This is a genomic window from Streptomyces sp. NPDC058525 (assembly GCF_042719495.1).
Taxonomy (GTDB): domain Bacteria; phylum Actinomycetota; class Actinomycetes; order Streptomycetales; family Streptomycetaceae; genus Streptomyces.
The window spans coordinates 60,971-86,892 of the sequence record NZ_JBHXNP010000002.1 but is presented as its reverse complement, the minus strand read 5'-3'; the positions used below and the strand labels follow the sequence as shown (position 1 = coordinate 86,892).

The following is a 25,922-nucleotide window of genomic DNA, read 5'->3' as shown; positions in this document are numbered from 1 at the left end:
CCGCAAGCCGGGCCGCAAGCCGAGCCATGAGCCGGGCCAAGCGCCGGGCCACGAGCCAAGCCACGAGCCGGGCCATGAGCCGGGCCGCGAGCCGGGCCAAGCGCCAAGCCAAGACCCGGGGCAAGACCCGGGCCCGTCGCGCGTCCCCGACCCGCCGTCGGCGCACCGCCGGGCGCTGTGGCCCCTTGCCCTGGCACGCCGTCCGCGTCCGGCCCGCGGCCCGAGCCCGGCCGCCCTGCGGCGCACGGGCGGCCGGACCCGGGTGGTCGCGGTCACCGCCGGGGTGCTCACCGTGCTCGCGGGCCTCGTCCCCGCCGGATACCTGCTGGCCGACGACCTCTTCGGCGGCGGGCAGCCGTGCAAGCCGCCGCTCGAACTCCGGCTGCTCACCGACCCCGAGATCGAGTCCACCGTGCGCAAGGCGGCCGAGGTGTACCTGGTGTCGGAGGCGAACCGGACCGGTGACGGCTGCCGGCGCAGCGGCATCACCGTGTACAGCGCCGGAGCCGCGGACGTCGTCGCCGCGTTCCACGACCAGTCCGACCCCTGGCAGCGGCCCGTCTCGGAGGCGGTCAATCCGCAGCGCGACATCGGCCCCCAGCCCGACGTCTGGATCCCCGCGACCTCGGCGAGCGCGGCCCGCGCCCGGCCGCCCCAGGACCAGCGCAGCTACGCGGAACTCCTCGTCGACCCGGCCCCGTTCGCCTACTCGCCGCTCGTGCTCGCCGTACCGCAGCAGCTCGCGGCGGAGCCGGTCGCCGAGCGGACCGGCGGGCTCACCAAGCTCATGGACGCACTGCGCGCCCGCGACCCGAAGGCGGAAGTACGGCGTCCGGACCCGGAGCACACCGATTCCGGCCTGGTCGCGACCCTCGGCCTGTACGGCGCCGGTACGACGAACGCGGCCGCCGCCGAGGGCCGCGTGGCGCAGCCCGGCCCGCCCTCGCCCACTGGCGGGAACCTGCTGTGCGCCCTGCCCGACGACGACTCCGTCGACGACCGCACCGCCGCCCTGGTCCCGGAGTTCCTGCTGAAGTCCGGAGTCGACTGCGACAGTACGACGCGCGCCGCGCGGCTGGCCGCCTACCCCGACGACGCGCCGGGCCTGGACCCCACGTTCGTGCGGGTCCGCTGGAGCGAGGCCGACCGGGACCTCGAGGCGCGGCAGGACGCGGTCGACCGGTTCCGGGCCTGGCTGACCGGCGCCGACGGGGGCGAGTCCACGGCGAAGCCGGAGGGGAAGGCGAAGGGGAAGGCGGAACAGGAGGTCCGGGGCGGGCTCGTCGAGTTCGGCAAGGACGGCTTCCGCAGCGCCGCGGGCGAACACCGGCCCCTCTCCGCCGACCTCACCTTCAGCGAGTTCGGTGCCGTCGGCAACCCCGGCCCCCTCGCGGCCCCCGCCCGCCAGGCCGCGATGGCCGCGGCCCTGAAGGAGTACCGGGATGCCAACGGGCCCGGACGGGTGCTGTTCCTGCTCGACAGCTCCGGCTCGATGGGCGACCTGTGGGCGGGGCCCGGCGGTGCGCCCGGCATCGTCAAGCAGTCGCTGCGCGGCCTGGGGGACCAGGACGAGTACGGACTCTGGGCGGTCGCGGCCGCGCCGGGCGCCCCGCTCGCGCACCAGGAGCTGCTGCCCTTCGGCCGGTACGGGCGCGCGGAAGCCGAGCGGGTCATCGACGAGCGCGCCCAGGTCAAGGACGTGGAAGCGGACCCGTACCGGGCGCTCAGGGCGGCCCTGGACGACATGTCCCGGCGCGGCGCCGACGACGACCGTCCGCAGCTGATCGTCTACATCACCGACGGCGAGGACGACAACCGGCTGACCGAGGGCGGGCGGCTCGACGGCCTGCGCGCGTACGCGCGGGAGAAGGGCGTTCCCGTGGTCATGGCCTCCCTGGACAGCGGCGGCTGCGACAAGGGCAAGCCGGCGGCCGTCGTCGCCGAGGCGAGCGGCGGGCGCTGCCTGGACACCAGGACGGACCTGGTGGCGGGACTGCGCGACGAGGTCGCCCGAGCGGGAACGGGAGACGAGGGATGACCCGCGGCAGCAGACCGCACGGCAGGTCGGGCCGGCGCCCACGCGCCCTGGCCCCGCTCCTCGCCGCCGTCCTCACGGCGGTCCTCACGCTGGGAGCGTGCAGCGGGGGCGGCGACGGCGGCCCCGACGGCGCGGGCCAGTCCGCCGACACCGGCGTCGCGGAGGGCGACATCGTGGTGGCCAGCGGACGCGATGTCACCGGCAAGGGCGGGATCCGGCAGAAGCTCATCGACCAGTGGAACCGGCAGCAGGAGGAGAAGGGCTCCGGCCCCCGGGCCCGGCTCGTCGAGCTCCCGGGTTCGGCGGACCAGCAGCGCAGCCAGCTGCTGGGCGCGCTCCAGTCCGGCGGCGCGGAGTACGACGTGGTCAACCTCGACGTCACCTGGGTGCCCGAGTTCGCAGACGCGGGCCTGGTCGAACCGCTCCCCGAGTGGCTGCTCGACGACGACGTCATCCCGTCCGTCGCGGCCACCGCCCGCTGGGCGGGCAAGGTGTACTCCGTCCCGTTCAACAGCGATGTCGGGCTGCTCTTCTACCGCCGCGACTACCTGAAGAAGGCGGGCGTCACGGACACCGAGCTCGGCAAGGGCACCGACTGGGCCACGGTCCAGCGGCTGATCGGCACCGTGGGGGACACCGGCCGCAGTGCGGCGGACGGCTACGAGAAGGGGTGGACCACCCAGCTCGCACCGTACGAGGGCCTCACCGTCAACGGCATCGAGGCGCTGGCCTCGGCCGGCGAGGGGCTCTCCCTCACCGACGGCGCCGGCCGGTACACCGGTTCCGAGGACGCCCTGGAGGCGGGGATCGCCGAGCTGCGCGACCGCACCAAGGCCCCGTACACGCTCGGGGACGCCAACAGCTCGGGCGAGGCCGAATCCCTCGGGGACTTCGCCGACGGCCGTACCGCCTTCCTGCGCCACTGGCCGTACGCCTACGGCACCCTGCACCAGACGCTGACCGGCGAGCAGCTGGGGGTGGCCCCGCTGCCCGGCAGAGCCGTCCTGGGCGGCCAGAACCTGGCCGTGACCAAGGCGTCGAAGCGCGGCCCCGCGGCCCAGGAGCTGATCAGGTTCCTCACCGGCCAGGACAGCGAACGCTGCCTGCTCGACGCGGGGTTCGCGGCCACCCGGCTGTCCGCGTACATCAACAACGGCCTGACGTGCCGCGCGGCCAAGGCCCCCGCCCCGGCCACCCCGAACGCCGAGAGCACCGACCGCATGCCGCGCGACGAGCACGGCCGCCCGAAGTACGCGCGCGACACCCTGCTGCCCGCACTCCAGGACGCCGTACAGCGCCCCCGCACCCCCCTGTACGGCGCCTTCACCCAGACCTTCACCACCGAACTGCGCCGCCTCTACACCGACAAACCCCCCTCGGACGCGCGACTCGCGAGGGAGCTGCACGCCCGGCTGAAGAGCGCGCTGCCGCACACCTGACGGCCGCCCGGCCCGCGCCGCCCCACGGCCGGGCAGGATGGGCGGGTGCACACCACGACGGAACTGGCAGGGAGGGCGGCCGCGCTGGCCGCCCGGGGCGGCAGGCGGATCCTCGGCATCGCCGGGCCGCCGGGAGCCGGAAAGTCGACACTGGCCGCCCGGCTCGCCGGAGCGCTGGGGCCGCGGACGGCGGTGGTGGTCCCGATGGACGGGTTCCACCTCGCCCAGGCCGAGCTGGTCCGGGTGGGACTGGCCGACCGCAAGGGCGCCCCGGAGACCTTCGACGTCGCCGGGTACGTCTCCCTGCTGCGCCGCCTGCGCGGACCGGAGGCCGGCCCGGTGTACGCACCCGCCTTCGACCGCTCCCTCGAAGAACCGGTCGCGGGCAGCATCCCCGTCCCCCCGGACGTACCGCTGGTGATCACCGAGGGCAACTACCTGCTGCACGACGCGGGGGAGTGGGCTCGCGTACGCCCGCTCCTGGACGAGGCCTGGTTTCTCGCCGGGGACGAGGAGCTGCGCGTCCGGCGCCTGGTCGACCGGCACGTGCGCCACGGCAAGGATCCGGCGTACGCGCGTACCTGGGTGGCCCGCTCGGACGAGCCGAACGCCCGCCTCGTCGCCGCCGGCCGCCACCGCGCCGATCTCGTCCTCGACCCGGGCTGACCCGCCGGCACGGGCCGCGGCCCCGCCCTCCGCGCGGCACGGGTGTGGGTCGTGCGGGACCATGGTTCCGTGGCCTGTGGTCCCGCACGCGGCGAAGGGGCTGAGACGTGCACGAGATCGCGATCATCGAAGCACCGTCCGTGCTCGGGCTGCGCCCGTCCGGAGTCCAGGACCTGCCGGCCGCGCTGCTCGACGCCGGTCTGGCAGACCATCCCGGGGCGGTGCGGGCCGGCAGGGTCGAACCGCCGGAGTACGACCCCCGGCGGGACCCCGGAACCGGGGTGCTCAACCCCCTCGGCATCGCGCGGTACTCCGTCCGGCTCGCCGACGCCGTCGGAGCCGTCCTCGACGAAGGCCGCTTCCCCGTGGTCCTCGGCGGTGACTGCAGCATCCTGCTCGGCAACCTGCTCGCCCTGCGCCGCCGCGGCCGCTACGGCCTGTTCTTCCTCGACGGCCACACCGACTTCTACCAGCCGTCGGCGGAGCCGACCGGGGAGGCGGCCTCGATGGAACTCGCCCTGGCCACGGGGCGCGGCCCGCAACTGCTCACCGACCTCGAAGGCCGCGGCCCGCTGCTGCGCGACGAGGACGCCGTCGCGTTCGGCTTCCGGGACACCGCCGAGTCCGACGCGGCCGGGATGCAGCCGCTGCCGCCGCGGCTCCACGCGATCGGCCTCGATGCCGTGCGCGCGGCCGGGGCCGCCACCGCCGTGCGCGAGGCGCTCGGCCGGATCACGCACGACGGGAGCGCCGGCCACTGGGTCCACCTCGATGCCGACGTCCTGGACGACGCGGTGATGCCCGCCGTCGACTACCGCCTGCCCGGCGGGCTGACCTGGCAGGAGCTGGAGACGGTGCTGGTCACGGCACTTGCCGGCGAACGGGCCGTCGGTTTCGACGTCACCATCTTCAACCCCCGTCTCGACACCGGGGGGACGATCGCGGCGCGCCTCGCGGCCTGTCTGCGGCGCGCTCTGGCGGCACGGAGCCGGGGGCGCTGACGGCCGTACAAACGGGGACGGGGCACGGTGAGTTCGCTGTTAGGGTGACGTGTGCCCGTCAAGGCGGGCGGTCGCAGTTACTGACATTCCAACGGGGTTGAACGTGAAGCTTCGCCATGTCCGCGCAGTCGCCGTCTTCGGCATCGCCGTGTTCGCACTCACCGGAGCCCGCGGCTCCCACGGCGGCAGCTGCGGTGGCAGCAGCAGTTCCGGATCGAGCTCCAGCAGCTCCAGCGGCGGCAGCACCGGCGGGAACCACGACAGCGACAGCACGAGCACCAGCGGCAGTTCGAGCGGCGGCTCCGTCACCGGCGGTTCCAGCAGCAACAAGGCTGAGCGCGACATCAAGATCGACAGCTGCAAGCTGGACGACACGCGCAAGAACCTGGTCGCCCGCATCACCGTCACCAACAGCGGTTCGGTCGGCTACACCTACAACATCACCATGAAGTTCCGCGGGGACGCCACCTCCACCGCGAGCACCGCCCAGGCCACGGTGTCCGCGCTCGCGGTCAAGGCCGGCGCCTCCCAGCAGGCCGAGGCCAAGACGCCGTACACCGGCAAGGGCGACGGCAGCGAGTACAAGGAGTGCGTCGTCGCCAGCGCCTCGAAGAGCGCCCTGTGACGCGCTGCCCCTGTGACGCGCTGCCCCTGTGACACCCCTCTGACGCACCGTGTCCCGGCGGCGGGACGCCTCAGCTCCCGCCGCCGAAGCTCCACGCCTCGATGTCGCGGTAGTGGATCGGTCCAGGCCCGCGGCCGACGTTGCTGCCGACCAGGTGCAGGCGCTCGGCCGGCCAGGAGCGGCCCGTGAACGAATCGAGCGCCTCGGCGGCCTCCACCGCGCAGGAGGGTTCGTTGCGGCGGGACCGGGCCAGCGTCAGATGGGGGCGCAGCGGCCGGTCCTCGAAGGGCACTCCGCACTCCTTCACCACGGCCCGCACCTCGCCGGCGAGCAGGTGCAGCCCTTCGAGGTCCCCGTCGATCCCGCTCCACAGCACCCGGTCGTCGAAGTGCCCGCCGCCGTGCAGCGCCAGCCGCACGGGCCGGTGCTCCGCCGCGAGGGCCGCGAGCGGCGGCCTGAGCAGCGGAACGGTCGCGACCGGGAGCTCGCCGAGGAACGCCAGCGTGATGTGCCAGTCCTCGATGCGGTTCCACCGCATGCGCGGGTACGCCTCGTAGGCGGGCCGGAGCTCCCTCGCCAGCTCCTCCTTCGCGTCGTCGGGCGGGGCGAGGGCGATGAATATCCGGACGGTCCCGGACGGGGTCTGTGCGTTCACAGGAGACTTCGTACCCTGTGGCGCACGGTCACGTCATCTTCCGGCCGTGCGGCCGCCCCCTCAGACGCTTGCCAGCTGCGGGATCAGCCGCAGCGCGTTGTCGTGGTAGATCCCCCGCAGCTGCTCCGAGGTGAAGGCGGGATCGGCCTCCAGAGCGGGGAAAGCCAGCTTCGTCACGGTGTCCGCGGGGGCCGCGGGCCAGTCCGTGCCGAAGAGGATGTGGTCGGCGGGCACGTGGTCGAGGAGCGTCGCGGCGCCCGCCATGGGGCCCGCGGTGTCGTAGTAGAAGCGGCGCAGGTGGTCGCGGACCGCGGCGGGCTCGATCGGCGGGTCGCAGAAGCGCCCGAGCGCCTCCAGACGCCCCGCGATGTACGGAACGAAGCCGCCGGCGTGGGGCAGGATGACCGAGATGTTCGGGAAACGGTCGAGGGTCCGATGGGCGATCATGTTCACCGCGGCCCGCGTCGTGTCCAGCAGGAAGTCGCACATGAAGTTCGGAATGCCGGGCACCGTCACCGTGCCGGGCGCGCCGTCCGGGAGGTTGTGCGGGTGGGTGTCGACCACCGCGGCGTGCTCGTTCAGCTCGTGGAACACCCGGTCGTAGACGGGGTCGCCCAGGTAGACCCCTCCGTAGTTGGCCGTCACGTTCACCCCGACCGCGCCGAGCTGCCCGAGCCCGCGGCGCACGGCCCAGGAGGAGGCGTCCGGGTCGTCGAGGAAGAGCGGCACATAGAACGAGAACCGCCCCGGATGCGAGCTCGCCACTTCGAGCATCGACTGGAGCGTGATGTTGATCGCCTCGCGCAGCTGCGCCGTGGAGCGGTAGCGCGCCGGGAGCATGGGCTTGAGGACGGCCGTGGAGATGCCCGCCCGGTCCATGAAGCCGATCGAGGCCTCGGTGTCGAGCCGTGACCACGGGGGCAGCTTCTCGGGATTGACGAGCCCGTGCCGCGCGGCCCACTCGCGCCATTCCGGCGCACAGAAGTGGTGGTGCATGTCGATCTTCGAGGTCGCCGCGTGTACGTCCGCCGTGCCCGGGGCGGACGAGTCCCGGGCGGTGCCGACGACCTCCTCGGCGTCCGCAGCGGAGATCAGCGGCTCGTCCGTCGGCGGTCCGAGGAGGCCTAGCCTGGAGGTGCTCGCGGAATCTGTCATGCCAAATCCACCGTCCGTCAGGGTCTGGTCAGTTGGTCGGTCGGTTTCCGGAAGCCGCGGAGGTCACGGGGCCACGGGCGCCACAGGGGTCGCGGTGGGGAGGGACTTCAGGGGTACGCCGTGCGGAGGGGCCGACCGGGACGGCTCCAGGACGAGCCGCAGCTCCTGCAGCCCCCGGAACGCCGGCATCGGCCCCTTGAGCCAGGCCCCCTCGGCCGCCTCCGCGTCCGCCAGTTCCATCTCCGGGAACTCCCGCAGCAGGCAGGCGAGGGCGATTTCCAGCTCGAGCCGCGCCAGGGGCGCTCCGAGGCAGTAGTGCGTGCCGTGGCCGAAGCCCAGGTGCGTGCTCTGGAGTCCCTCGCGCGTCACGTCCAGGACGTCGGGGGAGTCGAACTTCGCGGGGTCGCGGTTGGCCGAGGTGATGGCGATCTGCACCAGCGATCCCTTGGGGATCACCGTTCCCCGTACCTCCGCGTCCTGCGTCGCGTACCGGAAGGTCGACGACTCCACCGACCCCTCGAACCGGACGATCTCCTCCACCGCCCGCGGAATCAGCAGCGGGTCCTTCCGGAGCTTGTCCAACTGCTCCGGACGGAGCAGCAGGTTCAGCACCGAGTTCCCGATCTGGAACGCGGTGGTCTTGTGCCCGGCGAAGAACAGGACCCACAGCGACGAGATCAGCTCGGCGTCGTCCAGCCCTTCCTCCGCCCGGATGAGGTCGCTGAGGAACGAATCCGAGGGATGCGCGCGCGTGTACGCGATGAGCCGCGCCAGCCGGTCCTGCAGCCACTCCTCGGCCGCCTGCAGCTCCGCCCCCATCCGGGGGTCGAACCGGGCGCGCGACACCACCCCGAAGTGGGCCAGGATCTCGGGACGGTCCCCTTCGGGGATCCCCATCAGGTCGCACAGGACCGCGATGGGCAGCGGGAACGCGAACGACGGCATCAGGTCGACCGGGTCGCTCCCGCGGCACGCGCCGAGCAGGCTCTCGGCGATCGCCGTGACCTTCGGCCTCATCTCCTCCACCCGGCGCGGGGTGAAGCCGCTGCGCAGGACCCGGCGCAGCCGCGTGTGGCGGGGCGGGTCCGAGTTCAGGACGTTGTCGTCGAGCGCGTCGAAGAAGCTGCCGTACACGGCGTGGTAGGTGTCGAGCGCCCCGCGCATGTCCTTGCTGAAGCGCGGGTCCGACAGCGCGTCCCGGGCGTCCTCGTACCGGGTGATCAGATACGTGTCGACCCCGTGCGCGGGCGTCAGCCGGCACACCGGCGCCTGCTCGCGCAGCGCGGCGTAGACGGGATGCGGGCACGCCCGGAATTCGGGCGCGCCCCTGGACACGGCCGACACGAGGTCGTGCAGCGCACCGCGGTCGTCCGGTGTCGCGTTCTCCTGCGTCATGTTCCGCACCCTCCGTGCCATCGAGTTCTGCGGACACACCGGTTCCCTGTGGGAGTCGGGCGTGAAACCACCGTTGGCGCGATGGGGTGAGCCGGCCGCGCCCCGCCGGAGTCAGTACGGCCCGGCCCGCCGTCACCCGGGCGGCGGTCAGCCGTCTTGTCGCACGGTGTGGCGGGCCAGGGGCGCGCGGGACAGGCTGCTCGTGACGTCAGCCCGTCCCGAGGAGTCCGAACATGGCCCGAAGCCTCACCCCGGTCCTTACGATCGCCGCGTCGCTCACCCTGGCGCTGGCCGCCGCTCCCGCGTCCGCGTCCGGAGCCGACGCCGGCAAGAGCGCGGCCGCCCGCGCGGTCACGTACGAGGCGACCGCCAGGTACAAGATCCATGCGAACGCGGTCAAGGCGGGCTACGTCCCGGACAAGTACTGCGTCGTCAACAAGGAGGGGCCGGGGGCGCTCGGCTACCCGCACTTCAACCACGCGCTCGACAACTCCGTCGACCCGGCGAAGCCCGCCGCCCTCTTCTACGAGGACGACGGGCGCGGCGGCAAGCGCCTGGTCGGGGTCCAGTGGCTGGTCTACGACCGGGACCAGAACCTGGCGACGGACGACGACCGGCCCACCCTGTTCGGCACCGCCTTCAAGGGTCCGCTGCGCGGCCACTTCCCGGGCCAGCCGGTGCACTACGCGCTGCACCTGTGGCTGTGGAAGAAGAACCCCCTGGGCACCTTCGAGACGTACAACCCGACGGTGAACTGCCGCCCCGGCACGACCCGCCCGCCCAAGTAGCCCGGCTGCACGCCGCACGCCGCACGCCGCACGGCTCACGGCTCACGCGGACACGGGCGAGCCCTCCGGCGAGCTCTCGGGGCGGACCGCGTCGAACAGCAGCCGCGCGGCCACCGTCGTCCCGTCGGTGCGGATCGTGCCGGCCACGGCCCTCGCCCGGGCCCGGGTCTCGGGGGCCAGGGCGGTCCTGAGCGCGGCCGCCAGGGACTCGACGGTCGGCGTCGGACCGTCGTGCGCCGCGCCGATGCCCAGCTCGGCCACCCGGCGGGCCCAGTACGGCTGGTCCACGATCTGGGGCACCAGCACCTGGGGCGCCCCGGCCCTGGCGGCCGTCGTCGTCGTGCCGGCCCCGCCGTGGTGCACCACGGCGGCCACCCGGCCGAACAGGGCCTGCTGGTTCACCTCGCCGACGGCGAAGCAGTCGCCCTGACCGTCGGTCAGGGCCAGCCCGGCCCAGCCGCGCCCGACGAGAACGCGCCGGCCCTGCGCGCGGACCGCTTCGACGGCCACCCGGGCGACGTCCGGCGAGGTGCGCATCGGCATGCTGCCGAAGCCGACGTACACCGGTGCCGGGCCGGAGTCCAGGAACGCCACCAGATCGTCCGGCAGCGGCCGTTCGTCCGGCAGGATCCACGCGCCGGTCTGGACGACGTCGAGGTCGGTCAGATCCTGCCACGGACCCAGCACCGGGTCCGCCGCCAGCCACGGCCGGCCGGTGAAGACGTGGTCGCGGACGCTGTCCACCGGCGGCAGGCCGATCGAGGCCCGGTGGGCGTTGAGCGGCTCTCCGTACAGGGCGTTCACGCGCTCGGCGTCCAGGTCCCACAGCTCCCGGTGGCCGGTGACCTCCGGTGGGGACGGCCGGCCGGGCCGCAGCGACGGCAGGTAGTGCGCGGAGGGCAGTTCGAAGGGATGGAAGCAGGCGTACACGTAGCGGATGCCGTGCTTCTCGGCCACCGAGCGTAGCCCGGCGGGTATCAGCCCGGACGCCACCAGCACGTCGCACCCCTCGGCCGCCGCGGCGATCGTGCCGAAGTGCTCGGCGACCAGCTCGGCCGCGCGCTGCGGCGCGCCCCCGGCCGGCGGAGCCACCGCCCCGGTCACCAGGGCCCGCACCGGCTGCCCGAAGGGCACCAGCTCCACGCCGGCGCCGGCCAGCAGCCGCGCGAACTCCTCGTCCGGCGGCGCGCACATCCGTACCTCCGCGCCGAGTTCGCGTAACCGCACCGCCAGCCCCACCAGTGGTTCGACGTCGCCACGCGACCCGTACGTCGACAACAACACGCGCATGTCAGGAACTCCCGTAGTGCAGAATCACTTGCTTTGGCCAGTGATTCTGCACTGTGGGTCAGACCGCCTTGAGGGTGGCCGCACCGAACGAGACGTCGAAGCGGTCGCACCAGACGGAGACGCTGGAGTACTCGGCCAGGTTCACCGTGGCCGGGATCTCGTAGTTCTGGTCGCCCTTGTTGCCCTTGAGCTTGCCGAGGCTGACGTGCTTGCCGTCGTCGAACACCGTCCATCCGGCGGTGCCCTCCTTCACCGGGGCGTCGGTGATCAGCACGCGCAGGTCAGGGCCGTTGCTCGTGTCGAGGTCCTCCAGGCGGAGGGTGTGGGAGCCGTCGGGGAGCCGGATCAGCTTCACGGTGCCGCTGGTGGCGTGCTCGTGGCTGATGAAGGTCCCCTCGGCCACCGTCTTCGGCGCCGCCGCGGAGGTGGGGGAGGGACCGGCCGGGGCCGCTGCGGGGAGCGCTTCGCGGACCGTGTCGTTCTGCCACAGCTTCCACGGCTGGAACCAGTACAGGCCTGCGCCCAGCGCCATCGTCGCGAGGACCAGGATCCCGGCGAGCCTCCTGCCGCCCCACTTCGTCGTTGCCACTGCCTGTCCTCTCCACACGGAACCGTTTCCCGTATTCAAAGCCACCCGCACCCCCGTGACCAGGCCTTTCCATATGACGAAAGTCTTACGTCCCTGATTCGCGCGCGGCCGCGAGGCGATACTGGCGCCATGCCGAAGACGCCGCCGCCCGCGAAGCCGGAACCGACACCGGAACCGAACCCGGGACCGACACCGGGACCGACACCGGGACCGAACCCGGAGCCCATAACGGCGGATCCGCCCCACACGGCGGACCGTCCGCTGCTCACCCAGTCATGGCTGGATCTGGCCTTCCTGCACTGGGCCGCCGACCCCGCCGACGTCGCCCCGCTGCTCCCGCCCGGCACCGTCCCCGACACGCTGGACGGGGTCACGTACGTCGGCCTGGTCGCCTTCCGCATGCACAAGGTCGGATGGTTCCGCCTCCCCGGCGTCCCCTACCTCGGCAGCTTCCCGGAGACCAACGTCCGCCTCTACTCCGTGGACGCCCACGGGCGCCGCGGCGTGGTCTTCCGCTCGCTGGACGCGGCCCGCCTGGTCCCGGTGGCCGTCGCGCGGTCCGTGTTCCGCCTGCCGTACGTCTGGTCGCGGATGGCGGTCCGCCACGACGGGGACACCGTGACGTACACCAGCACCCGCCGCCGGCCCGGACCGCGGGGCGCGCACAGCAGGATCTCCGTGCGGGTCGGCGAGCCGATCGGGAATCCCACGGCGCTCGAACACTTCCTCACCGCCCGCTGGGGCATGCACAGCGCGTTCTTCGGACGGCAGCTCTACCTCCCGAACACCCACCCCCGCTGGCCGCTGCACCGCGCAGAACTCCTCGACTGCGACGAAACCCTGGTCGCGGCCGCAGGCCTGCCCGCGCCGGGAGGCCCGCCCGTGAGCGTCCTGTACTCGCCCGGCGTGCCCGTCCGCTTCGGCCCCCCGCCCCGGCGCCCGGGGGGCATCCCGACCCCCTGATTCCGCGAGCCGGCAGCAGGGCCCTGTTTTCGGCCAATGCGCCGATCGGCACCGTTTACCCCATGCGGGTGAATTGCCGATCCGGCCCTTGAGTTCCTTTCCCGGGGTTCGTCAGCATTGCGTTCGAACGTTCACTGATGGGAACTGCTGGGGTGCTTCCCAAGGGTGGCTGGGGACGGGGTGTCAGGGGGAGGGTTTCGGGGTGCGCAGCGATGCCGAATACACGGCCGTCAAGGACCGTGCCCTCGACCGGCTCTTCGGCCTCTCCGGGGTCGTGGCCGTCGGTGTCGGCGGCCGGGAGCGGGCCGGGCGGGCCACGGGCGAGCGGGCCATCAGGGTGTTCGTCGCCCGCAAGCGCCCACGGGGCGAACTGCCGCAGGACCAGCTCGTCCCGGCCGAGTTCGAAGGGGTCGGCACCGATGTGGTGGACCTCGGCACCCCGGCGCCGGACCCGCGGCCCGACCTGTGCGTACGGCGCGGGCCGAGCGGGAGCCCGCCCGGTTCGGCGAGCCGGCTGGACACCCGCAAGTGGAGCCGGCTCATCGGCGGGGCCATGGTCTCCTCGGCCGTGGACCCCAAGGCCCCCGGCACCATCGGCGGATTCCTCGAGCACACCGGCGACCCCGGCAAGGTCTATCTGCTGAGCAACCAGCACGTCCTCGGCGAGGCGCCGCCCCTCGACCACCCGGTCAAGGCCGACACCGGCACGCGGGTCTACCACCCGCTCCGCCAGGACTTCCCCCTGGAGCGGCTCTTCGCCGGCAACGCCGTCGGCAACTACGAGACGGGCGACCGAGACACGACCGTCGACATCGCGGTGGCCCGGCTCGACCCGGGCGTGAAGTGGTACGCCGACATCCTCGACATCGGCCCCGTCACCGGTACGTACACCCTCAAGCCGGAGGAGGTCGACTCGCACTGCTTCGAAGTCCGCAAGCGCGGTGTGGCCACGGGGTACACCGGGGGAACGGTCCAGGCCGTCAACGCTGCCTACGACGTGGACGGCATTCGCTACAGCAACTTGATGATCGTCAAACCCCACCCCAACCCCGGCCTGCCGACCACGGTCGTGAACCACTTCTCCGACCACGGTGACTCCGGCGCCCTCGTGGTCGACGGCTTCAACCGGGCGGTCGGCATCGTGCTCGCGGGCTTCGGCCCCGACGAACCGGCGGCCATGCGCGGCTGGGGCAAGGTCCTGCCCGTCGACGTGGTGCTCCACTACTTCGTGCACACCAAGCAGATGCCCGTCCGGCTCGCGACGGCCCCCCGCGCCCGGATCCCGCGCGTCGTCGGCCAGCCCGCACCCCCGACCGCGAGCCCAACTCCGACCGCGAGCCCGCCCCCGTACGCGAGCCCGCCCGCGCCCGGACCGGTGCCCCTCGCCGCACGGCCGCGCACCGGTTCCGCCGCCGCCGTACTCCGCGCCGACCTCGGCCGTACGGTCCCCGGCCGGCGCCTGCTGCGCCTCTGGCAGGACCACGGGGAGGAGCTCGCCGGACTCACCGGACGCCACCCCGAACTCGCGGACCTCTGGCGCGCCAACGGCGCAGGGCCGGGCCTCGCCGAACTCCTCCGGGACCTGATCTCGACGGTCCGCCACGAGGCACGGCGGATGCCGGCCGCCGTCGGCCCCGTCCCGCTGGGGGAGTACGTCGACCGGATCCACCACGCGTACGCCCGCCTCGCCGGCCCCGAGCTGCGCTCGGCACTGGCCAGGTCCCGCAGCGCCCTGCCCGACCTGGCCGGCCTGACCTACGCGCAGATGGTCGAGGCCCTCGGCCCGGCCGAGGAGGGCCGCCATGACCACTGAGGAAGAACTCGTCGCGGCCAAGAACCGGGTCAAGGAGCGGCTCTTCGCGATTCCCGGCGTGATGTTCGTCGGCGTCGGAGGCAAGGAGGTCGACGGCGTCCTCACCCGGGAACCGGCCGTCAAGGTCCTCGTCCGGGAGAAACTGCCCGCCTCGGCGCTCCCGGCCGCCGAGCTGATCCCGTCGGACGTCGACGGCGTCCCCACCGACGTGGTCGGGATCGGTACCGTCGTCCCGCTCACCTCGGAGCGGCCGACCGGAATCCTGAACCCGGCCCTGTATGAGCAGAGTTCCGAGCGGGCGCGCGAACTGAGGGGCGGGTACTGCATCGGAGTGGAGAACGCCGGCGGCCTGGGGACCCTCGGCTGCGTCCTGAAGGACCAGGTCGACGAATGGAAGGTCTACGCCCTCACCTGTCAGCACGTGATCACGCACAAGGGGACGTTCAACGCGGTGCCGTTGGTGTCGAAGGCGGGCCAGCCCACGGGCAGCGACGGCATCTGCTGTTCGGACATCTTCGGCGTGTACGAGACCGGTGCGATGAGCTACGAGAAGGACGAAGCCGCGGACCGGGACGAGGGACTGCTGAGGATCCGGCCCGGCCGGACCTGGAAGCCCGCCATCAGGGGGATCGGCGAGATCACGGGCGTGCACACGATCACCCCCATCGAAGCGAGCGCCGAGAACTACCAGGTGCGGAAGACCGGCGCGCGGACGGGCAAGACCGGCGGCACGGTCACCGGCCTGTACGACTCGCCCCAGCGCACCGAGAACTACCTCCTCGTCAAGCCCAACCCCCACCCGGACCAGCACGCCTACGACACCCTCCACTTCGCCTACGAGGGCGACTCCGGATCGGTCATGGTCAACGACCTGGGCACCACGGACCCCGACGGAAAGCCCGTCGTCGAGGTCGTCGGCCTCGTCTACGCGATCACGGCGCCGAACCCGGCCTCCACCTTCGTCCTGCCGATCCAGAAAGTACTCGAACGGTTCTTCGCACACGAGGGACTGCTCCTCACGGTCGCCACCATCCGCAACTCCCACCCCGTCAACACCGTCCCCAAGCCCCCGCCCGGCAGCCCCGACCCGCTGTCGACCCGCCGGCGGACACCGTGCCCGCCGCCGCGGGTCACCTGGCCGGGATCCAGACCCTCGCGCACGGCGAGGCCCGCCGGGGGAGCGAGGCCGCGGCCGAGGTTCTCGCCCACCGGCTGCGCCTGCACCCCCAGCAGCCGCCCGCCGCCCCCGCGGCCCCGGTGGCGTACACGGCGATGAGCTCGGTACCGGAGAACTGGATCCCCTTCATCCCCGTGCACGCGCCCGGCCAGAACCGCGACATCCGGCTCCAGCGCGCCGCCATGCCGAGCGCCGTCGGCGACGACCGGCTGGTCCGCCCGCGCACCTCGCTGCTGCGCGAGGGCTACGACGCGGGACGGCGGTACTTCGTCCACGAGGAGGAGGTCCCGCAGGCCGGCACCAAGGTCACCCTCGCCTACAACCGCACCCGCTGGCACGACGGCCGCGTCGCACTCTGGCTGAGCGCCCGCACCCACGCGGGCCGCGGCGAGGCCTCCAGCGGCCTCTCCTTCGACTACCTCACCGACACCCGGCCGACAGGGTAGGGGTGACGCCCTGAGCGACGCATGCCCCGAGGCCCGGGTGTCAGTCGATGACCGCGGTGGCTTCGATTTCGACCAGGCGTTCGGGTACGTCCAGCGTCGCGACGCCCAGGAGGGTGGCCGGGGGTGCCGCGCTCGCGCCCAGCTTCGTGAACGCCCGGGTGATGCCCTCCATGAGCAGGGGCATCTTGTCCGGGGTCCAGTCGACGACGTAGACGGTCAGCTTCGCGATGTCCTCGATGGAGGCGCCGACCTCGGCCAGGGCGGTCGCGACGTTGAGGTAGCTCTGCTCTACCTGGGCGGCGAGGTCGCCCTCGCCGACCGTGACCCCGTCGGCATCCCAGGAGACCTGGCCCGCGACGAAGACGAGCCTGGAACCGGTCGCGACGGACACCTGCCGGTAGGCGTCGACCTTCGGCAGTCCGCTGGGGTTGACCAGGGTGATGGGCATGCTTGCTCCTTGCTCACGAGAGCGTTTCCGCTCTCTTGTGGTTACTCAGGAACCGTAGGAGAGTGTTCGCTGACATGGAAGAACGCACTTTTGAGTGACTGGGGAACCAGATGGTGACCAAGCAGTTCAAGGGCTCGCCCGACGACGCGGACGTGCGGCGCGCGGACTCCCTGGGGCGGGAGATCTTCTCCGAAGTCGCCAACAAGTGGGCGCTCCTGATCATCGAGGCCCTGGGGGAGGACACCCTGCGCTTCGGCGAGCTGCGGGACGAGGTCGAGGGCATCAGCCACAAGATGCTGACCCAGAACCTGCGCATGCTGGAGCGCAACGGCCTGGTCGAGCGCACGGTGCACCCGGTGGTGCCGCCACGGGTCGAATACACCCTCACCGAGCCGGGCCAGGCCCTGCGGGTGACGATCGACGGGCTGTGCGACTGGACCCACCGGTACATCGGCCACATCGACGCCGCCCGCAACCGCTTCGCAGGCGGCCCGGCGCAGGCCTCCTAGGCCGGCCGGGCCGCCTCCCCGCGCGTCCGGACGCGGTCAGGGCAAGGTCAGGACGCGGTCGGGCCGGATCGGCAGGTGGCGGTGGCGTACGCCGGTCGCGTGCCAGACCGCGTTGGCGACCGCCGCCGCGGCGCCCACGATACCGAGCTCGCCGATGCCCTTGATGTTGACAGGGTCGTCCTCGTCCGGTTCCGCCGGCAGCCAGTCCGCCTCGATGTGCGGGACATCGGCGTGGGCCGCGACGTGGTAGCCCGCGAGATCCGCGCCGACGTGCGCGCCCGAGGCCCGGTCCCGGACCGCCTCCTCGTGCAGGGCCATGGAGATGCCCCAGGTCATACCGCCGACGAACTGCCCGCGGGCGGTCAGCGGATTGACGATCCGGCCCGCCGAGAAGATGCCGAGCATGCGCCGCACCCGGACCTCGCCGGTTCCGGTGTCGACCGCGACCTCCGCGAACTGGGCTCCGTAGGAGTGGCGTTCCTTCGGCGGGAGGGCGGTGATCGCCGCCGTGGAGTCCCCGTACGCGGTGACGCCCTCCGGCGGGATGTCACCGCCGTCGGCGAGCCGCTCGCGCAGCGCAGCCACCGCCGCGTTGACCGCCCAGGCCCAGGAACTGGTGCCCATGGAGCCGCCCGCGATCATCGCCGGTCCGAAGTCGCTGTCCCCGATCAGCACCCGGACCCGGTCCGGAGCCACCTCCAGTGCGTCCGCGGCGATCAGGGTGAGCGCGGTCCGCGCGCCGGTTCCGATGTCCGCCGCCGAGATCCGCACCGTGAAGCCGCCGTCCGCCTCCGCCGTCGCCGCGGCCGTGGAGGGCGCGGTCCCCGCGTGGTACGTGGCCGTGGCCGTGCCGGTGCCGAGCAGCCACCGGCCGTCGCGGCGCAGGCCCGGCCGCGGATCCCGGTCGGCCCAGCCGAACCGGCGGGCGCCCTCGCGGAAGCAGGCCATCAGGGTGCGACCGGCGAAGGGCAGCCCGGACACCGGCCCCGTCACGGGCTCGTTGCGCGCCCGCAGCTCGATCGGGTCGACCCCGCACTCCACGGCGAGCTCGTCGAGCGCCGACTCCAGCGCGAACGACCCCGGTGCCGTGCCCGGCGCCCGCATGAACGTCGGGCTCGGCACGTCCAGCCGTACGATCCGGTGGGCCGTGTGGTGGGCGTCCGCGTCGTACAGCACCCGGCCGGGCATGGCGCTCGGCTCCAGGTACTCGTGCACGGTCGAGGTGAGGTTCAGCGCGTCGTGGCCCAGGGCGCGCAGCCGCCCGTCCGCGTCCGCGCCGAGCCTGACCCGCTGGGCCGTGGGACTGCGGTAGCCGGCGAGCGAGAACATCTGGCGGCGCGTCAGGACCACCCGGACCGGGCGCTGCAGGACGGTCGCGGCCATGACGGCGGCCACCTGGTGCGCGCGCACGCCCTTGGAGCCGAAGCCGCCGCCGATGTGCTCGGAGCGCACCCGCACCGAGGCCGGGTCGAGCGAGAACAGGGCGGCGAGTTCGCCCTGCACCCATCCCGAGCCCTGGTTGGAGTCGACGAGCTCGAGCCGGCCGGCCTCCCAGCGGGCCGTCGCTGCGTGCGGTTCCATCGGGCTGTGGTGTTCCTCGGGCGTGGTGTACTCGGCGTCCACGACGACGGCGGACCGGGCGAGTTCGGCCTCCAGATTGCCCTTCGAGGAGACGGCCGCGGCGTGCGGCGTGGCCGCGGGGGCGTACGTACCGGGCCGGCCGGCACGGAAGTCGATGTCGTGCGGCTCCTCGTCGTAGCGCACCACGAGCGCCTCGGCCGCCTCCCTCGCCTGCTCGGAGGTCTCGGCCACGACCAGCGCCACCGGCCAGCCGGAGTGCGGCACCCGGTCGTGCTGGAACAGTGCGATGGACACGTCGGGCTGCATGCCCATCAGGCCCGGGTAGCCGGTCTCCAGCCGCGGGGCGTTCCCGTGGTGCAGCACGGTGATCACGCCCGGCATGGCCAGGACGGCGTCCGTGCCCATCGAGCGGATGCGGCCGCGGGCGGCGGTGGACAACACCAGCCAGCCGTAAGCGAGTTCGGCGAAGGGGATCTCTCCCGCGAAGCGGGCGGCGCCCGTGACCTTGGCACGGCCCTCGACGCGGGTGTGCGCGGTGCCGACGGAGCCCTTCAGGGGAATGACGGTGCTCATCGCGCGTTCTCCTCGGCGAGTTCGGTCAGCACGGCCACGATGAGGTTGCGCATGAGGGTCACCTTGTATCCGTTGTGGGCCAGCGGCCGCGCGGCGGCGAGTTCGGCGTCGGCGGCGGCCGCGAAGGTGCGGGCGTCGGCCGGTGCGCCCTTCAGCACCCGCTCGGCCTCCAGGGCCCGCCAGGGCCGCGACGCGACCGCTCCGAGGGCCAGGCGCACGTCCCGTACGGCTCCCGCCTCGACTTCGAGCGCGGCGGCGACCGAGCCGATCGCGAACGCGTACGAGGCGCGCTCGCGCACCTTGCGGTAGCGGGAGGCGGCAGCCACCGGGGCGTGCGGCAGGACGACGCCGGTGATCAGCGCGCCGGGCGGCAGCGCGGTCTCGCGGTGGGGGGTGTCGCCCACCGGCAGATAGAAGTCGGCGAGCGGGGACTCGCCGGGCCCGCCGGCCGTCTCGTAGGACACGACGGCGTCGAAGGCGGTGAGCGCCACGCCCATGTCCGACGGGTGGACGGCCACGCAGCGGTCGGAGGCGCCCAGGATCGCGGCGTTGTGGTGCTCGCCGGCGAGGGCCGGGCAACCGCTGCCCGGGGAGCGCTTGTTACAGGGCTGCGTCACATCGGCGAAGTAGCCGCAGCGGGTGCGCTGGAGCAGGTTCCCGCCGACGGTGGCCATGTTGCGCAGCTGCCCGGAGGCGCCGGCGAGCACGGCCTGCGCCAGGGCCGGGTAGCGGCGGCGGACCTCGGGATGGGCGGCGAGGTCGCTGTTGGTGACGGTGGCGCCGATGCGCAGACCGCCCTCCGGCGTCGGTTCGATGTGCTGGAGCGGCAGTTCGCGTACGTCGACGAGCTGCGCGGGGCGCTCGACGCCGGTCTTCATCAGGTCGACGAGGTTGGTGCCGCCGCCGAGGAAGCGCGCGTCCGGGGCGGCTTCGAGCAGGGCGACCGCACCTGCCACGTCGAGGGCGCGCCGGTAGCCGAACTCCCTCATGCCGCCACCTCCTCCGTGTCCGCCTCGGCCTCGGCCTCGGCGGCCCGGGCGACCGCCTGCACGATGGACACGTACGCGCCGCACCGGCACAGGTTGCCGCTCATCCGCTCCCGGATCTCCTCGGGGGTCAACGGCGGCGGCCCCGCTTCGGGCCGTACGTCACCGGTGACCGCGCTCGGCCAGCCCGCGGCGTGCTCCTGGATCACCGCGACGGCCGAACAGATCTGCCCCGGTGTGCAGTAGCCGCACTGGAAGCCGTCGAGGTCGAGGAACGCCTGCTGCACGGGATGCAGCCGGTCGCCGTCGGCCACGCCCTCGATGGTGGTGATCTCGCGTCCCTCGGCGGCGACGGCGAGCTGGAGGCAGGAGACCGTCCGGCGGCCGTCGAGCAGGACGGTGCAGGCCCCGCACTGCCCCTGGTCGCAGCCCTTCTTGGTGCCGGTCAGGTCCAGTCGCTCGCGGAGCGCGTCGAGGAGGGTGGTGCGGTGGTCGACGGAGAGCGGGTACTTCTCGCCGTTGATGTTCAGGACGATGGCGCTGGACGTCGGTGCGGCCATGATCAGCCTTCTTTCGCGTATCCGGGGCACGCCGAAGCGGGACCGTGCGGGCGGTGAAGAGATGGCGCTGTACGTGGCGGGCCCGGCTCGGAAGCGGGCAGGATGCGGGGAAGGGGTGTCGGCCGCGCTCTCGGCGGCGGTCCCCGTCGGCCGCGTCCACGGCTAAGGTGGAATCAACCGGACAATTGTCCGCTACTGGAGAACGTACCGGACAGTTGTCCGGTCAGCAAGGCCGCGTTCGTCGGCGTACCCGTGAGGAGGACGCGTGCAGGAGAAGAGAAGCGCTCCCGTTCGCTCGGACGCGCAACGGAACCGCGAGCGGATCCTGGAGGTGGCGCTGGACGAGCTGACCCGCTCCGCGGACGCGCCGCTGAGCACCATCGCCAAGAAGGCGGGCGTGGGCCAGGGCACCTTCTACCGCAACTTCCCGAATCGAGAATCCCTCGTCTTCGAGGTCTTCCGCCACGAGATGCAGCAGGTCGCGGACTCCGCCACCCACCTGGTCGAGACCCGGCCTCCGGACCAGGCCCTGCGGGAGTGGATGGACCGGCTGGCCCGGTTCGCCATGGCCAAGGCGGGCCTGGCGGACGCCATCCGCCAGGCCACCAGCGCGCCGGGCGGCCCGGCGAAGCCGGGACACGAGCCGCTCACCCGCGCGGCCGACATGCTGCTGCGGGCCGGCGAGAAGGCCGGCGCCATCCGCCCCGGGGTCAGCGCGGACGACTTCATCCTCGCCATCGCCGGCCTGTGGCTGATCGACCCCCACGGAGACTGGCAACCCCGGGCCACCTGGCTCCTCGACCTCGTCATGGACGGCCTGCGCGCCGGAGCCCCCGGCCGCTGAGCCCGGCCTCGAGCCGGCCGCCGTGCCCGCCGCCGAGCCCGCAGCCGTGCCCGCCGCCGAGCCGGCCGGGGCCACCGCCTAGCGCCGGCGCGCCTCGCGGAACACCGCCAGGAAGCGGTCGCGGAGGTACGGGTCGAGGTCCGCGACATCGGCCGGGCTCAGCCGTCCGGCGAGCCGGGCCACCGCGCGCCACTGGGCGAGGGCGGCCCGGCAGCCCTCGCAGCGTTCGAGGTGCTCGTCGACGCGCCGGCGGGACCGGTCGGGGAGGGTGCCGTCGAGGTACGCGGTGATCAGCTCGACGAAGTCCACGCACCGCTGGTCGCCCTCGGCCGGGTCCGGCCGCCCGGGCGTCACCGCTCCTGCCGCTCGACGTACCGCTCCAGCCGCGCCCGTACGAGGGCCCGGGCCTCGTGCAGACGGCGGCCCTCGTCCGCGGCGCTGATCCCGAGGCTCCGCGCCACCTCGGAGGCCGGCCGGCCCCGTACGTCGCGCTCCACGATGACCCGGCGCAGCTCCGCCGGCATGTCCAGCACCGCCGCCCGGACTTCGGCCAGAGCCGCCTCCTCGGTCAGGTCGACGCCGGAGGCCTCCCAGGCGGCGGGTGGGGCGGCCCAGTGGCCCGGCCACGCCGGATGGTCGGCGGGCAGGAAGCGGTCAGCCGGAAACGCGGGCTCCGGTTCCCTCCCGGCAGGCGGGACCGCGGGCGTCGCCGCCGTGCCCGGCAGCACCACGAGCATCAGGATTCCCGCCACGACCGCGACCCCGACGAACAGCCGGCCCGCCGCACCCACACCCGCCCGCTCGGAGAGGAACCCGACGACCAGCGCGAACGGTACGAAGGCGAGCCAGGTGAGGGTGCCGACGCCGGACGCGACCCCCGCCCGGATCGCCGAGGGCACCGCGTCGTGCAGCCGGTGCAGCACCGGGATGCTCACCGCGACCACCACGAGGGTGAGCAGCACCTGGGCGACGATCACCGTCGCGGCGGAGCGGCTCGTCGCCAGGACGCAGCAGCACCCCACCATCAGCGCGGCCAGCAGGGCCACCGGCCACCGCCGGCCCAGCCATCCCCGGGAGCCGAGCAGACCGCCGATGCCCAGCGCGGCCGTCAGACCCGCCCAGTGCGGCCCGTACCAGAACGCCGGAACGGCCAGCGCGACCAGCCACAGCGGGCCGAACTCCAGCATCCCCTGCATCAGCAGCGCGCCCGTGACGGTCAGCAGGATCACCGAGCGGAGCCGGCCGCGCCCCAGCAGCAGCCGGTAGGTCGCCGCGATCTGCCGCCGCAGCGGCTCGGACTCCTCGGTCTTGTGCAGCCGCGGTTCGCGGAAGAAGTACAGGGCGAGGCCCGTCGCGACCAGCGGCGGCACGGTCAGGAAGTACGTGTCCCGCAGGGACAGGGCCGAGGCGATGGCGCCCCCGGCCAGGGCGCTGGTGACGAGCGCGACGCTCTCCACCACCCGGACCCGGCCGATGACCTTCTCGAACACATCGCTCGACCCGGTCTCCTCCAGCACCGTGTCGTACACGACGGACTCGAACGTCCCGCTCTGCATGGCGAAGAAGACCCCGAGGAAGAACGCCGACACCATGTACGTCCCGACGTTCTGGCTCAGCCCGCCCACGGTGACGCTGACCACCGCCGCCACGCTCGCGAGGAGCAGCACGCCGCGCCGGCTCCACCGGTCGGCGAGCAGGCCCGACGGCACCTCGAAGACCGGCACCACCACCGCGTACACGGCCGCCATGACGCCCACTCCGGCCGCGTCGAAGCCGATGCCCGTCATGAAGAGCTTCTCCACGGGCACCCACAGCGCCAGGTTCTGCAGGAACGCGGCCGCGTACAGCGGCGCCAGCCGGCGCCGGAGCCTGCGCCGCGCCGCGGCCTCCGGCGTCCCCGGACCCGCGGACAGGCCCTGCGCGCCCACGGGTCAGGTGCCGTCGGGCGTGGACCCCATGGCCTTCATGGCTTCCTCGGACCGCTTCGCCATCTCCTCCTGGGAGACGTCCTCGATGTGCGTGGCGACGTTCCAGCGGTGGCCGAAGGGGTCGATGAACTGGCCGGTGCGGTCGCCGTAGAACTCGTCCTTGACCGGCGACAGCGCGTCGGCGCCGCGGGCCAGGGCCTTGGCGAAGACCGCGTCGACGTCTTCGACGTACACGTGCAGGGTGACGGGCGTGCCGCCCACCGCCTTCGGGGAGCGGAATCCCATCTCCGGGTACTCGTCGGCCAGCATGACGACGGAGTTGCCGAGCTCCAGCTCGGCGTGGCCGATCTTGCCTCCGGGCGCGGGCATCCTCATCAGCTCGCGTGCGCCGAGCACGGCGACGTAGAAGTCGATCGCGGTCGCGGCTCCGTCGACGCAGAGGTACGGCGTGACGCGCGGAAATCCCTCGGGAATGGGCTGGACAGCCACCGGGCTCCTGCCTTTCCGGACTCTGACGGCCACTGCCGACCGCCGCCTGCCCCACAGATATCCCGAAGCCGCGCCGCGGCCGCCCACGCCGCGCGGCAGCCGGCCCCCGGATGCCCCGAAGGGCCGGTCGTCCCGCACAGGGACGACCGGTTGGCCGGCGGCCGGTGCGCCGCACCCGTTACCGGTACTCGACGGTCAGGGTGGCCCGCGTGTCCCGGTTGACGAAGAGGTACGCCGTGCCCGGCTGGTTCTGCTCGAACCGGAGGCGGACCTGGGTGCGTCCGGAGCGGTTGACCGCGGACAGGCCCGCTGCGGACAGGTCGCCGGAGGCCTTGCTCCCCGAGGTGAAGGGGCCGATGTCGGCCGCGCCGGCGGCGGTCGTGGCCGCGGCCCAGTCGGCGGGCTCCACCGCGCAGCCGCCGAGGCAGCCCCTGTGGACGTCGACGAGCAGCCGGTTCCCGGCGGGGGCGGCCCAGGGGTCCCCGGATCCGCTGCTCCTCGTCAGGGTCACCCAGGCCCGGGTGATCTCCTTCCCGGCGGGGAGGGCGGCGGTGTCGAAGGACAGCACGCTCCGGTTGGACTTTCCGTCGGTGCCGCGGCCCAGGGCCAGGCCGTACGAGCCCTCCAGGGTGCCGACGGCCGGCGCCGAGCCGTCCCCCGCGGCCTTGATGTAGCCGTCCTCGGCGTCCAGGCTGGGCAGGGTGAGCGTGCCCGCGGGCGGTGGGGTCGAGCCGCCTCCGCCGAGGGCCTTGACCATGCCCATGATGGTCTCGATCTGCCGGCCGCCGTGCCGTGCGTACGCCGGGTCGCCGAGGTAGCCCCACCAGTTCCAGCAGCCGTTGGGGTTGTCGAGGGTGGTGGTCGGGACGGCCTGTGGGTACAGGACGATCAGGTCGTTGGTGTCGGCGTACTCGTTGAGGTACGCCTTGTCGATGAACCGGGTGCCGAAACCCTGGTACGAGTAGCCCTGCTTGCAGCCGTGGAGCGTGACGACGACCTTGCAGGCGGCGCCGTTCGCGCAGCCGGCGGGCACGTAGACGAAGCCGTTCTCGTCCATGGAGATCGCCTTCGCGGAGCCGCCGGGCGCGTACGCGTTCTGGTCGAACCGGATCAGGCTGCCGCCGGGCGCGGCCGCCGGCGGGTCGACCGAGCCGAGCAGGTGCCCCAGGAACTCCCGCTCGGCGTCGAAGCCGCAGTCGTTGAGCCACGGGTCGGCGGTGACCGTGCACGCGTTCGGGCCCAGCGGGCTGATCCAGGCGTGGCCGGCGGCGGTGCTCTTGTTGTAGAGCACGTCCGCGCCGAAGTGCCGGTAGTAGTCGTCGAGCGCGGTGGACACCGGGCGTTCGACGGTCGAGTCGTTGGCACCGCTGAACACGTACACCGGGTCGCCGCGCAGGCCGGCCACGTCGTCGACGGCTCCCTGCGCCGACCAGTTCGCGGTGGTCTGCTTCAGAGTGGCGAGCTGGAGGTCCTGGTAGACCTCCATACAGGCGTTCAGGGCCTTGCCGAGGTCGTTCTGCGCGCAGTAGTGGGGGCCGGAGGCGAAGGCGGCCGAGCCGTCGAACGTACCGGAATAGGCCACGTGCAGCTGGGTCGCCATATAGCCGCCGGACGACACGCCCGCGCTGTAGACACCGTCGACCTCGTACGCCTTGAGCGTGCCGGCGACGGGCGGTACGGCTGCCGTGCCGCCGGCCCGGGCGGCGGCGGAGCCCGGCCCGCCGACGAGCAGGCCGGCGCCGAGCAGCAGGGCCGCGACGGCCCCGCCGAGCCTTCCGAGAACTGGATGCATCCACCCTCCACTGCGGTGAAACGGCTGACTGGTCCGGATGGCTGCGACGGTAGCTCCGGGCCACAACCCGTACGCACGGTGGCGGCTGCCACAACGGGCCGGGCAGGTATGGCGGTTGCCACCCTGGACGGCGTACGGGTCGGGCGCGGGCCGTCGCGTCCCTGCCCGGCCG

At 73.2% G+C, this 25,922-nt stretch carries 25 protein-coding genes; 12 read left to right on the top strand and 13 right to left on the bottom strand.

The features are described 5' to 3' along the window. The 5 genes from ACFWP3_RS01725 to ACFWP3_RS01705 form a co-directional block, all read left to right on the top strand. Positions 1-2,038: VWA domain-containing protein (locus ACFWP3_RS01725; protein WP_384215423.1), on the top strand; the 2,038-nt coding region annotated here is incomplete at its 5' end. Next, on the top strand, positions 2,035-3,477 hold the full coding sequence (locus ACFWP3_RS01720; protein WP_384215422.1) for an extracellular solute-binding protein: 1,443 nt from the start codon (positions 2,035-2,037) through the stop codon (positions 3,475-3,477). The genes ACFWP3_RS01725 and ACFWP3_RS01720, both read left to right, overlap by 4 nt. A 45-nt stretch (positions 3,478-3,522) precedes the next feature. Continuing rightward, a complete protein-coding gene (locus tag ACFWP3_RS01715) occupies positions 3,523-4,143 on the top strand; it encodes a nucleoside/nucleotide kinase family protein (protein ID WP_384215421.1) in 621 nt (206 codons plus the stop codon). A 107-nt stretch (positions 4,144-4,250) separates the two neighbouring features. Next, positions 4,251-5,144 carry an arginase family protein gene (locus ACFWP3_RS01710; RefSeq protein ID WP_384215420.1) on the top strand — a complete coding sequence of 298 codons (894 nt, stop codon included), beginning with the start codon at positions 4,251-4,253 and terminating at the stop codon, positions 5,142-5,144. Between the two features lie 103 nt (positions 5,145-5,247). Then, complete coding sequence (locus ACFWP3_RS01705; protein ID WP_384215419.1) at positions 5,248-5,769, top strand: hypothetical protein; 522 nt, start codon at positions 5,248-5,250, stop codon at positions 5,767-5,769. Positions 5,770-5,839: 70 nt separating this feature from the next. On the opposite strand, the gene thpR is transcribed toward ACFWP3_RS01705, so the two are convergent. The 3 genes from thpR to ACFWP3_RS01690 all read right to left on the bottom strand — a co-directional run bounded on the left by thpR (position 5,840) and on the right by ACFWP3_RS01690 (position 8,974). Next, positions 5,840-6,424: an RNA 2',3'-cyclic phosphodiesterase gene (gene thpR, locus ACFWP3_RS01700; RefSeq protein ID WP_384215418.1), complete on the bottom strand. Its 585-nt coding sequence runs from the start codon at positions 6,422-6,424 to the stop codon at positions 5,840-5,842. Positions 6,425-6,484: 60 nt separating this feature from the next. Next, positions 6,485-7,579 carry an amidohydrolase family protein gene (locus tag ACFWP3_RS01695; protein WP_384215417.1) on the bottom strand — a complete coding sequence of 365 codons (1,095 nt, stop codon included), beginning with the start codon at positions 7,577-7,579 and terminating at the stop codon, positions 6,485-6,487. A 63-nt stretch (positions 7,580-7,642) separates the two neighbouring features. Continuing rightward, complete coding sequence (locus tag ACFWP3_RS01690) at positions 7,643-8,974, bottom strand: cytochrome P450 (RefSeq protein WP_384215416.1); 1,332 nt, start codon at positions 8,972-8,974, stop codon at positions 7,643-7,645. A gap of 233 nt (positions 8,975-9,207) precedes the next feature. Here ACFWP3_RS01690 and ACFWP3_RS01685 point away from each other — a divergent pair, with 233 nt between their 5' ends. Continuing rightward, positions 9,208-9,762, top strand: coding sequence for a hypothetical protein (locus tag ACFWP3_RS01685; RefSeq protein ID WP_384215415.1), 555 nt, complete (start codon positions 9,208-9,210; stop codon positions 9,760-9,762). Positions 9,763-9,804: 42 nt separating this feature from the next. Here ACFWP3_RS01685 and ACFWP3_RS01680 read toward each other — a convergent pair whose 3' ends face one another. Together ACFWP3_RS01680 and ACFWP3_RS01675 are read right to left on the bottom strand one after the other, a co-directional pair. Continuing rightward, positions 9,805-11,052, bottom strand: coding sequence for a glycosyltransferase (locus ACFWP3_RS01680; protein WP_384215414.1), 1,248 nt, complete (start codon positions 11,050-11,052; stop codon positions 9,805-9,807). 58 nt (positions 11,053-11,110) lie between these two features. Next, positions 11,111-11,584, bottom strand: a complete 474-nt coding sequence (locus ACFWP3_RS01675; protein ID WP_384215505.1) for a DM13 domain-containing protein — start codon at positions 11,582-11,584, stop codon at positions 11,111-11,113. 186 nt (positions 11,585-11,770) lie between these two features. Between ACFWP3_RS01675 and ACFWP3_RS01670 the strand changes: the two genes are divergently transcribed. From ACFWP3_RS01670 to ACFWP3_RS01655, 4 genes are all read left to right on the top strand, one after another. Then, positions 11,771-12,604 (top strand): YqjF family protein, encoded by an 834-nt coding sequence (locus ACFWP3_RS01670; RefSeq protein WP_384215413.1) that lies wholly within the window; start codon positions 11,771-11,773, stop codon positions 12,602-12,604. 202 nt (positions 12,605-12,806) lie between these two features. Continuing rightward, positions 12,807-14,417 (top strand): hypothetical protein, encoded by a 1,611-nt coding sequence (locus tag ACFWP3_RS01665; protein ID WP_384215412.1) that lies wholly within the window; start codon positions 12,807-12,809, stop codon positions 14,415-14,417. Then, positions 14,407-15,693: a hypothetical protein gene (locus ACFWP3_RS01660; protein WP_384215411.1), complete on the top strand. Its 1,287-nt coding sequence runs from the start codon at positions 14,407-14,409 to the stop codon at positions 15,691-15,693. The genes ACFWP3_RS01665 and ACFWP3_RS01660 overlap by 11 nt, the downstream gene beginning before the upstream one ends. Further along, entirely contained in the window at positions 15,690-16,040 is a 351-nt protein-coding gene (locus ACFWP3_RS01655) for a hypothetical protein (protein WP_384215410.1), read from the top strand. The genes ACFWP3_RS01660 and ACFWP3_RS01655 overlap by 4 nt, the downstream gene beginning before the upstream one ends. 40 nt (positions 16,041-16,080) lie before the next feature. Here the strand turns inward: ACFWP3_RS01655 and ACFWP3_RS01650 are convergent, their stop codons facing one another. Then, a complete protein-coding gene (locus ACFWP3_RS01650; protein WP_384215409.1) occupies positions 16,081-16,488 on the bottom strand; it encodes a RidA family protein in 408 nt (135 codons plus the stop codon). Between the two features lie 110 nt (positions 16,489-16,598). Between ACFWP3_RS01650 and ACFWP3_RS01645 the strand changes: the two genes are divergently transcribed. Then, positions 16,599-16,997 carry a winged helix-turn-helix transcriptional regulator gene (locus tag ACFWP3_RS01645; protein ID WP_384215408.1) on the top strand — a complete coding sequence of 133 codons (399 nt, stop codon included), beginning with the start codon at positions 16,599-16,601 and terminating at the stop codon, positions 16,995-16,997. Between the two features lie 36 nt (positions 16,998-17,033). Here ACFWP3_RS01645 and ACFWP3_RS01640 read toward each other — a convergent pair whose 3' ends face one another. From ACFWP3_RS01640 to ACFWP3_RS01630, 3 genes are read right to left on the bottom strand one after another with little or no spacing between them, the layout of a single operon-like run. Further along, positions 17,034-19,151 (bottom strand): xanthine dehydrogenase family protein molybdopterin-binding subunit, encoded by a 2,118-nt coding sequence (locus ACFWP3_RS01640; RefSeq protein ID WP_384215407.1) that lies wholly within the window; start codon positions 19,149-19,151, stop codon positions 17,034-17,036. After that, the gene (locus tag ACFWP3_RS01635) at positions 19,148-20,140 is read right to left on the bottom strand and encodes an FAD binding domain-containing protein (RefSeq protein WP_384215406.1); all 993 of its coding nucleotides are present in this window, start codon (positions 20,138-20,140) and stop codon (positions 19,148-19,150) included. The genes ACFWP3_RS01640 and ACFWP3_RS01635 overlap by 4 nt, the downstream gene beginning before the upstream one ends. Next, positions 20,137-20,697, bottom strand: a complete 561-nt coding sequence (locus ACFWP3_RS01630) for a 2Fe-2S iron-sulfur cluster-binding protein (RefSeq protein ID WP_384215405.1) — start codon at positions 20,695-20,697, stop codon at positions 20,137-20,139. Before ACFWP3_RS01630 ends, ACFWP3_RS01635 begins: the two co-directional genes overlap by 4 nt. A gap of 265 nt (positions 20,698-20,962) precedes the next feature. Between ACFWP3_RS01630 and ACFWP3_RS01625 the strand changes: the two genes are divergently transcribed. Next, entirely contained in the window at positions 20,963-21,541 is a 579-nt protein-coding gene (locus tag ACFWP3_RS01625) for a TetR/AcrR family transcriptional regulator (protein ID WP_384215404.1), read from the top strand. Positions 21,542-21,619: 78 nt separating this feature from the next. Here the strand turns inward: ACFWP3_RS01625 and ACFWP3_RS01620 are convergent, their stop codons facing one another. From ACFWP3_RS01620 to ACFWP3_RS01605, 4 genes are all read right to left on the bottom strand, one after another. Further along, positions 21,620-21,895, bottom strand: a complete 276-nt coding sequence (locus tag ACFWP3_RS01620; protein WP_384215403.1) for an anti-sigma factor family protein — start codon at positions 21,893-21,895, stop codon at positions 21,620-21,622. Continuing rightward, the gene (locus ACFWP3_RS01615) at positions 21,892-23,469 is read right to left on the bottom strand and encodes an MFS transporter (protein WP_384215402.1); all 1,578 of its coding nucleotides are present in this window, start codon (positions 23,467-23,469) and stop codon (positions 21,892-21,894) included. Before ACFWP3_RS01615 ends, ACFWP3_RS01620 begins: the two co-directional genes overlap by 4 nt. A 3-nt stretch (positions 23,470-23,472) precedes the next feature. After that, entirely contained in the window at positions 23,473-23,958 is a 486-nt protein-coding gene (locus tag ACFWP3_RS01610) for a VOC family protein (protein WP_384215401.1), read from the bottom strand. A 178-nt stretch (positions 23,959-24,136) separates the two neighbouring features. Continuing rightward, positions 24,137-25,750 carry a poly(3-hydroxybutyrate) depolymerase gene (locus tag ACFWP3_RS01605; RefSeq protein WP_384215400.1) on the bottom strand — a complete coding sequence of 538 codons (1,614 nt, stop codon included), beginning with the start codon at positions 25,748-25,750 and terminating at the stop codon, positions 24,137-24,139. Positions 25,751-25,922: the final 172 nt, after the last annotated feature.

Excerpts from the sequence above, each read along its gene's own strand:
- ACFWP3_RS01645 (WP_384215408.1), top strand. The coding sequence starts at position 16,599 with ATGGTGACCAAGCAGTTCAAGGGCTCGCCCGACGACGCGGACGTGCGG.
- ACFWP3_RS01670 (WP_384215413.1), top strand. The coding sequence starts at position 11,771 with ATGCCGAAGACGCCGCCGCCCGCGAAGCCGGAACCGACACCGGAACCG.
- ACFWP3_RS01695 (WP_384215417.1), bottom strand. The coding sequence starts at position 7,579 with ATGACAGATTCCGCGAGCACCTCCAGGCTAGGCCTCCTCGGACCGCCG.
- ACFWP3_RS01630 (WP_384215405.1), bottom strand. The coding sequence starts at position 20,697 with ATGGCCGCACCGACGTCCAGCGCCATCGTCCTGAACATCAACGGCGAG.
- ACFWP3_RS01690 (WP_384215416.1), bottom strand. The coding sequence starts at position 8,974 with ATGACGCAGGAGAACGCGACACCGGACGACCGCGGTGCGCTGCACGAC.
- ACFWP3_RS01680 (WP_384215414.1), bottom strand. The coding sequence starts at position 11,052 with ATGCGCGTGTTGTTGTCGACGTACGGGTCGCGTGGCGACGTCGAACCA.
- ACFWP3_RS01635 (WP_384215406.1), bottom strand. The coding sequence starts at position 20,140 with ATGAGGGAGTTCGGCTACCGGCGCGCCCTCGACGTGGCAGGTGCGGTC.
- ACFWP3_RS01605 (WP_384215400.1), bottom strand. The coding sequence starts at position 25,750 with ATGCATCCAGTTCTCGGAAGGCTCGGCGGGGCCGTCGCGGCCCTGCTG.
- ACFWP3_RS01675 (WP_384215505.1), bottom strand. The coding sequence starts at position 11,584 with ATGGCGCTGGGCGCAGGCCTGTACTGGTTCCAGCCGTGGAAGCTGTGG.
- ACFWP3_RS01640 (WP_384215407.1), bottom strand. The coding sequence starts at position 19,151 with ATGAGCACCGTCATTCCCCTGAAGGGCTCCGTCGGCACCGCGCACACC.
- ACFWP3_RS01720 (WP_384215422.1), top strand. The coding sequence starts at position 2,035 with ATGACCCGCGGCAGCAGACCGCACGGCAGGTCGGGCCGGCGCCCACGC.
- ACFWP3_RS01655 (WP_384215410.1), top strand. The coding sequence starts at position 15,690 with ATGAGCTCGGTACCGGAGAACTGGATCCCCTTCATCCCCGTGCACGCG.
- ACFWP3_RS01685 (WP_384215415.1), top strand. The coding sequence starts at position 9,208 with ATGGCCCGAAGCCTCACCCCGGTCCTTACGATCGCCGCGTCGCTCACC.
- ACFWP3_RS01650 (WP_384215409.1), bottom strand. The coding sequence starts at position 16,488 with ATGCCCATCACCCTGGTCAACCCCAGCGGACTGCCGAAGGTCGACGCC.
- ACFWP3_RS01660 (WP_384215411.1), top strand. The coding sequence starts at position 14,407 with ATGACCACTGAGGAAGAACTCGTCGCGGCCAAGAACCGGGTCAAGGAG.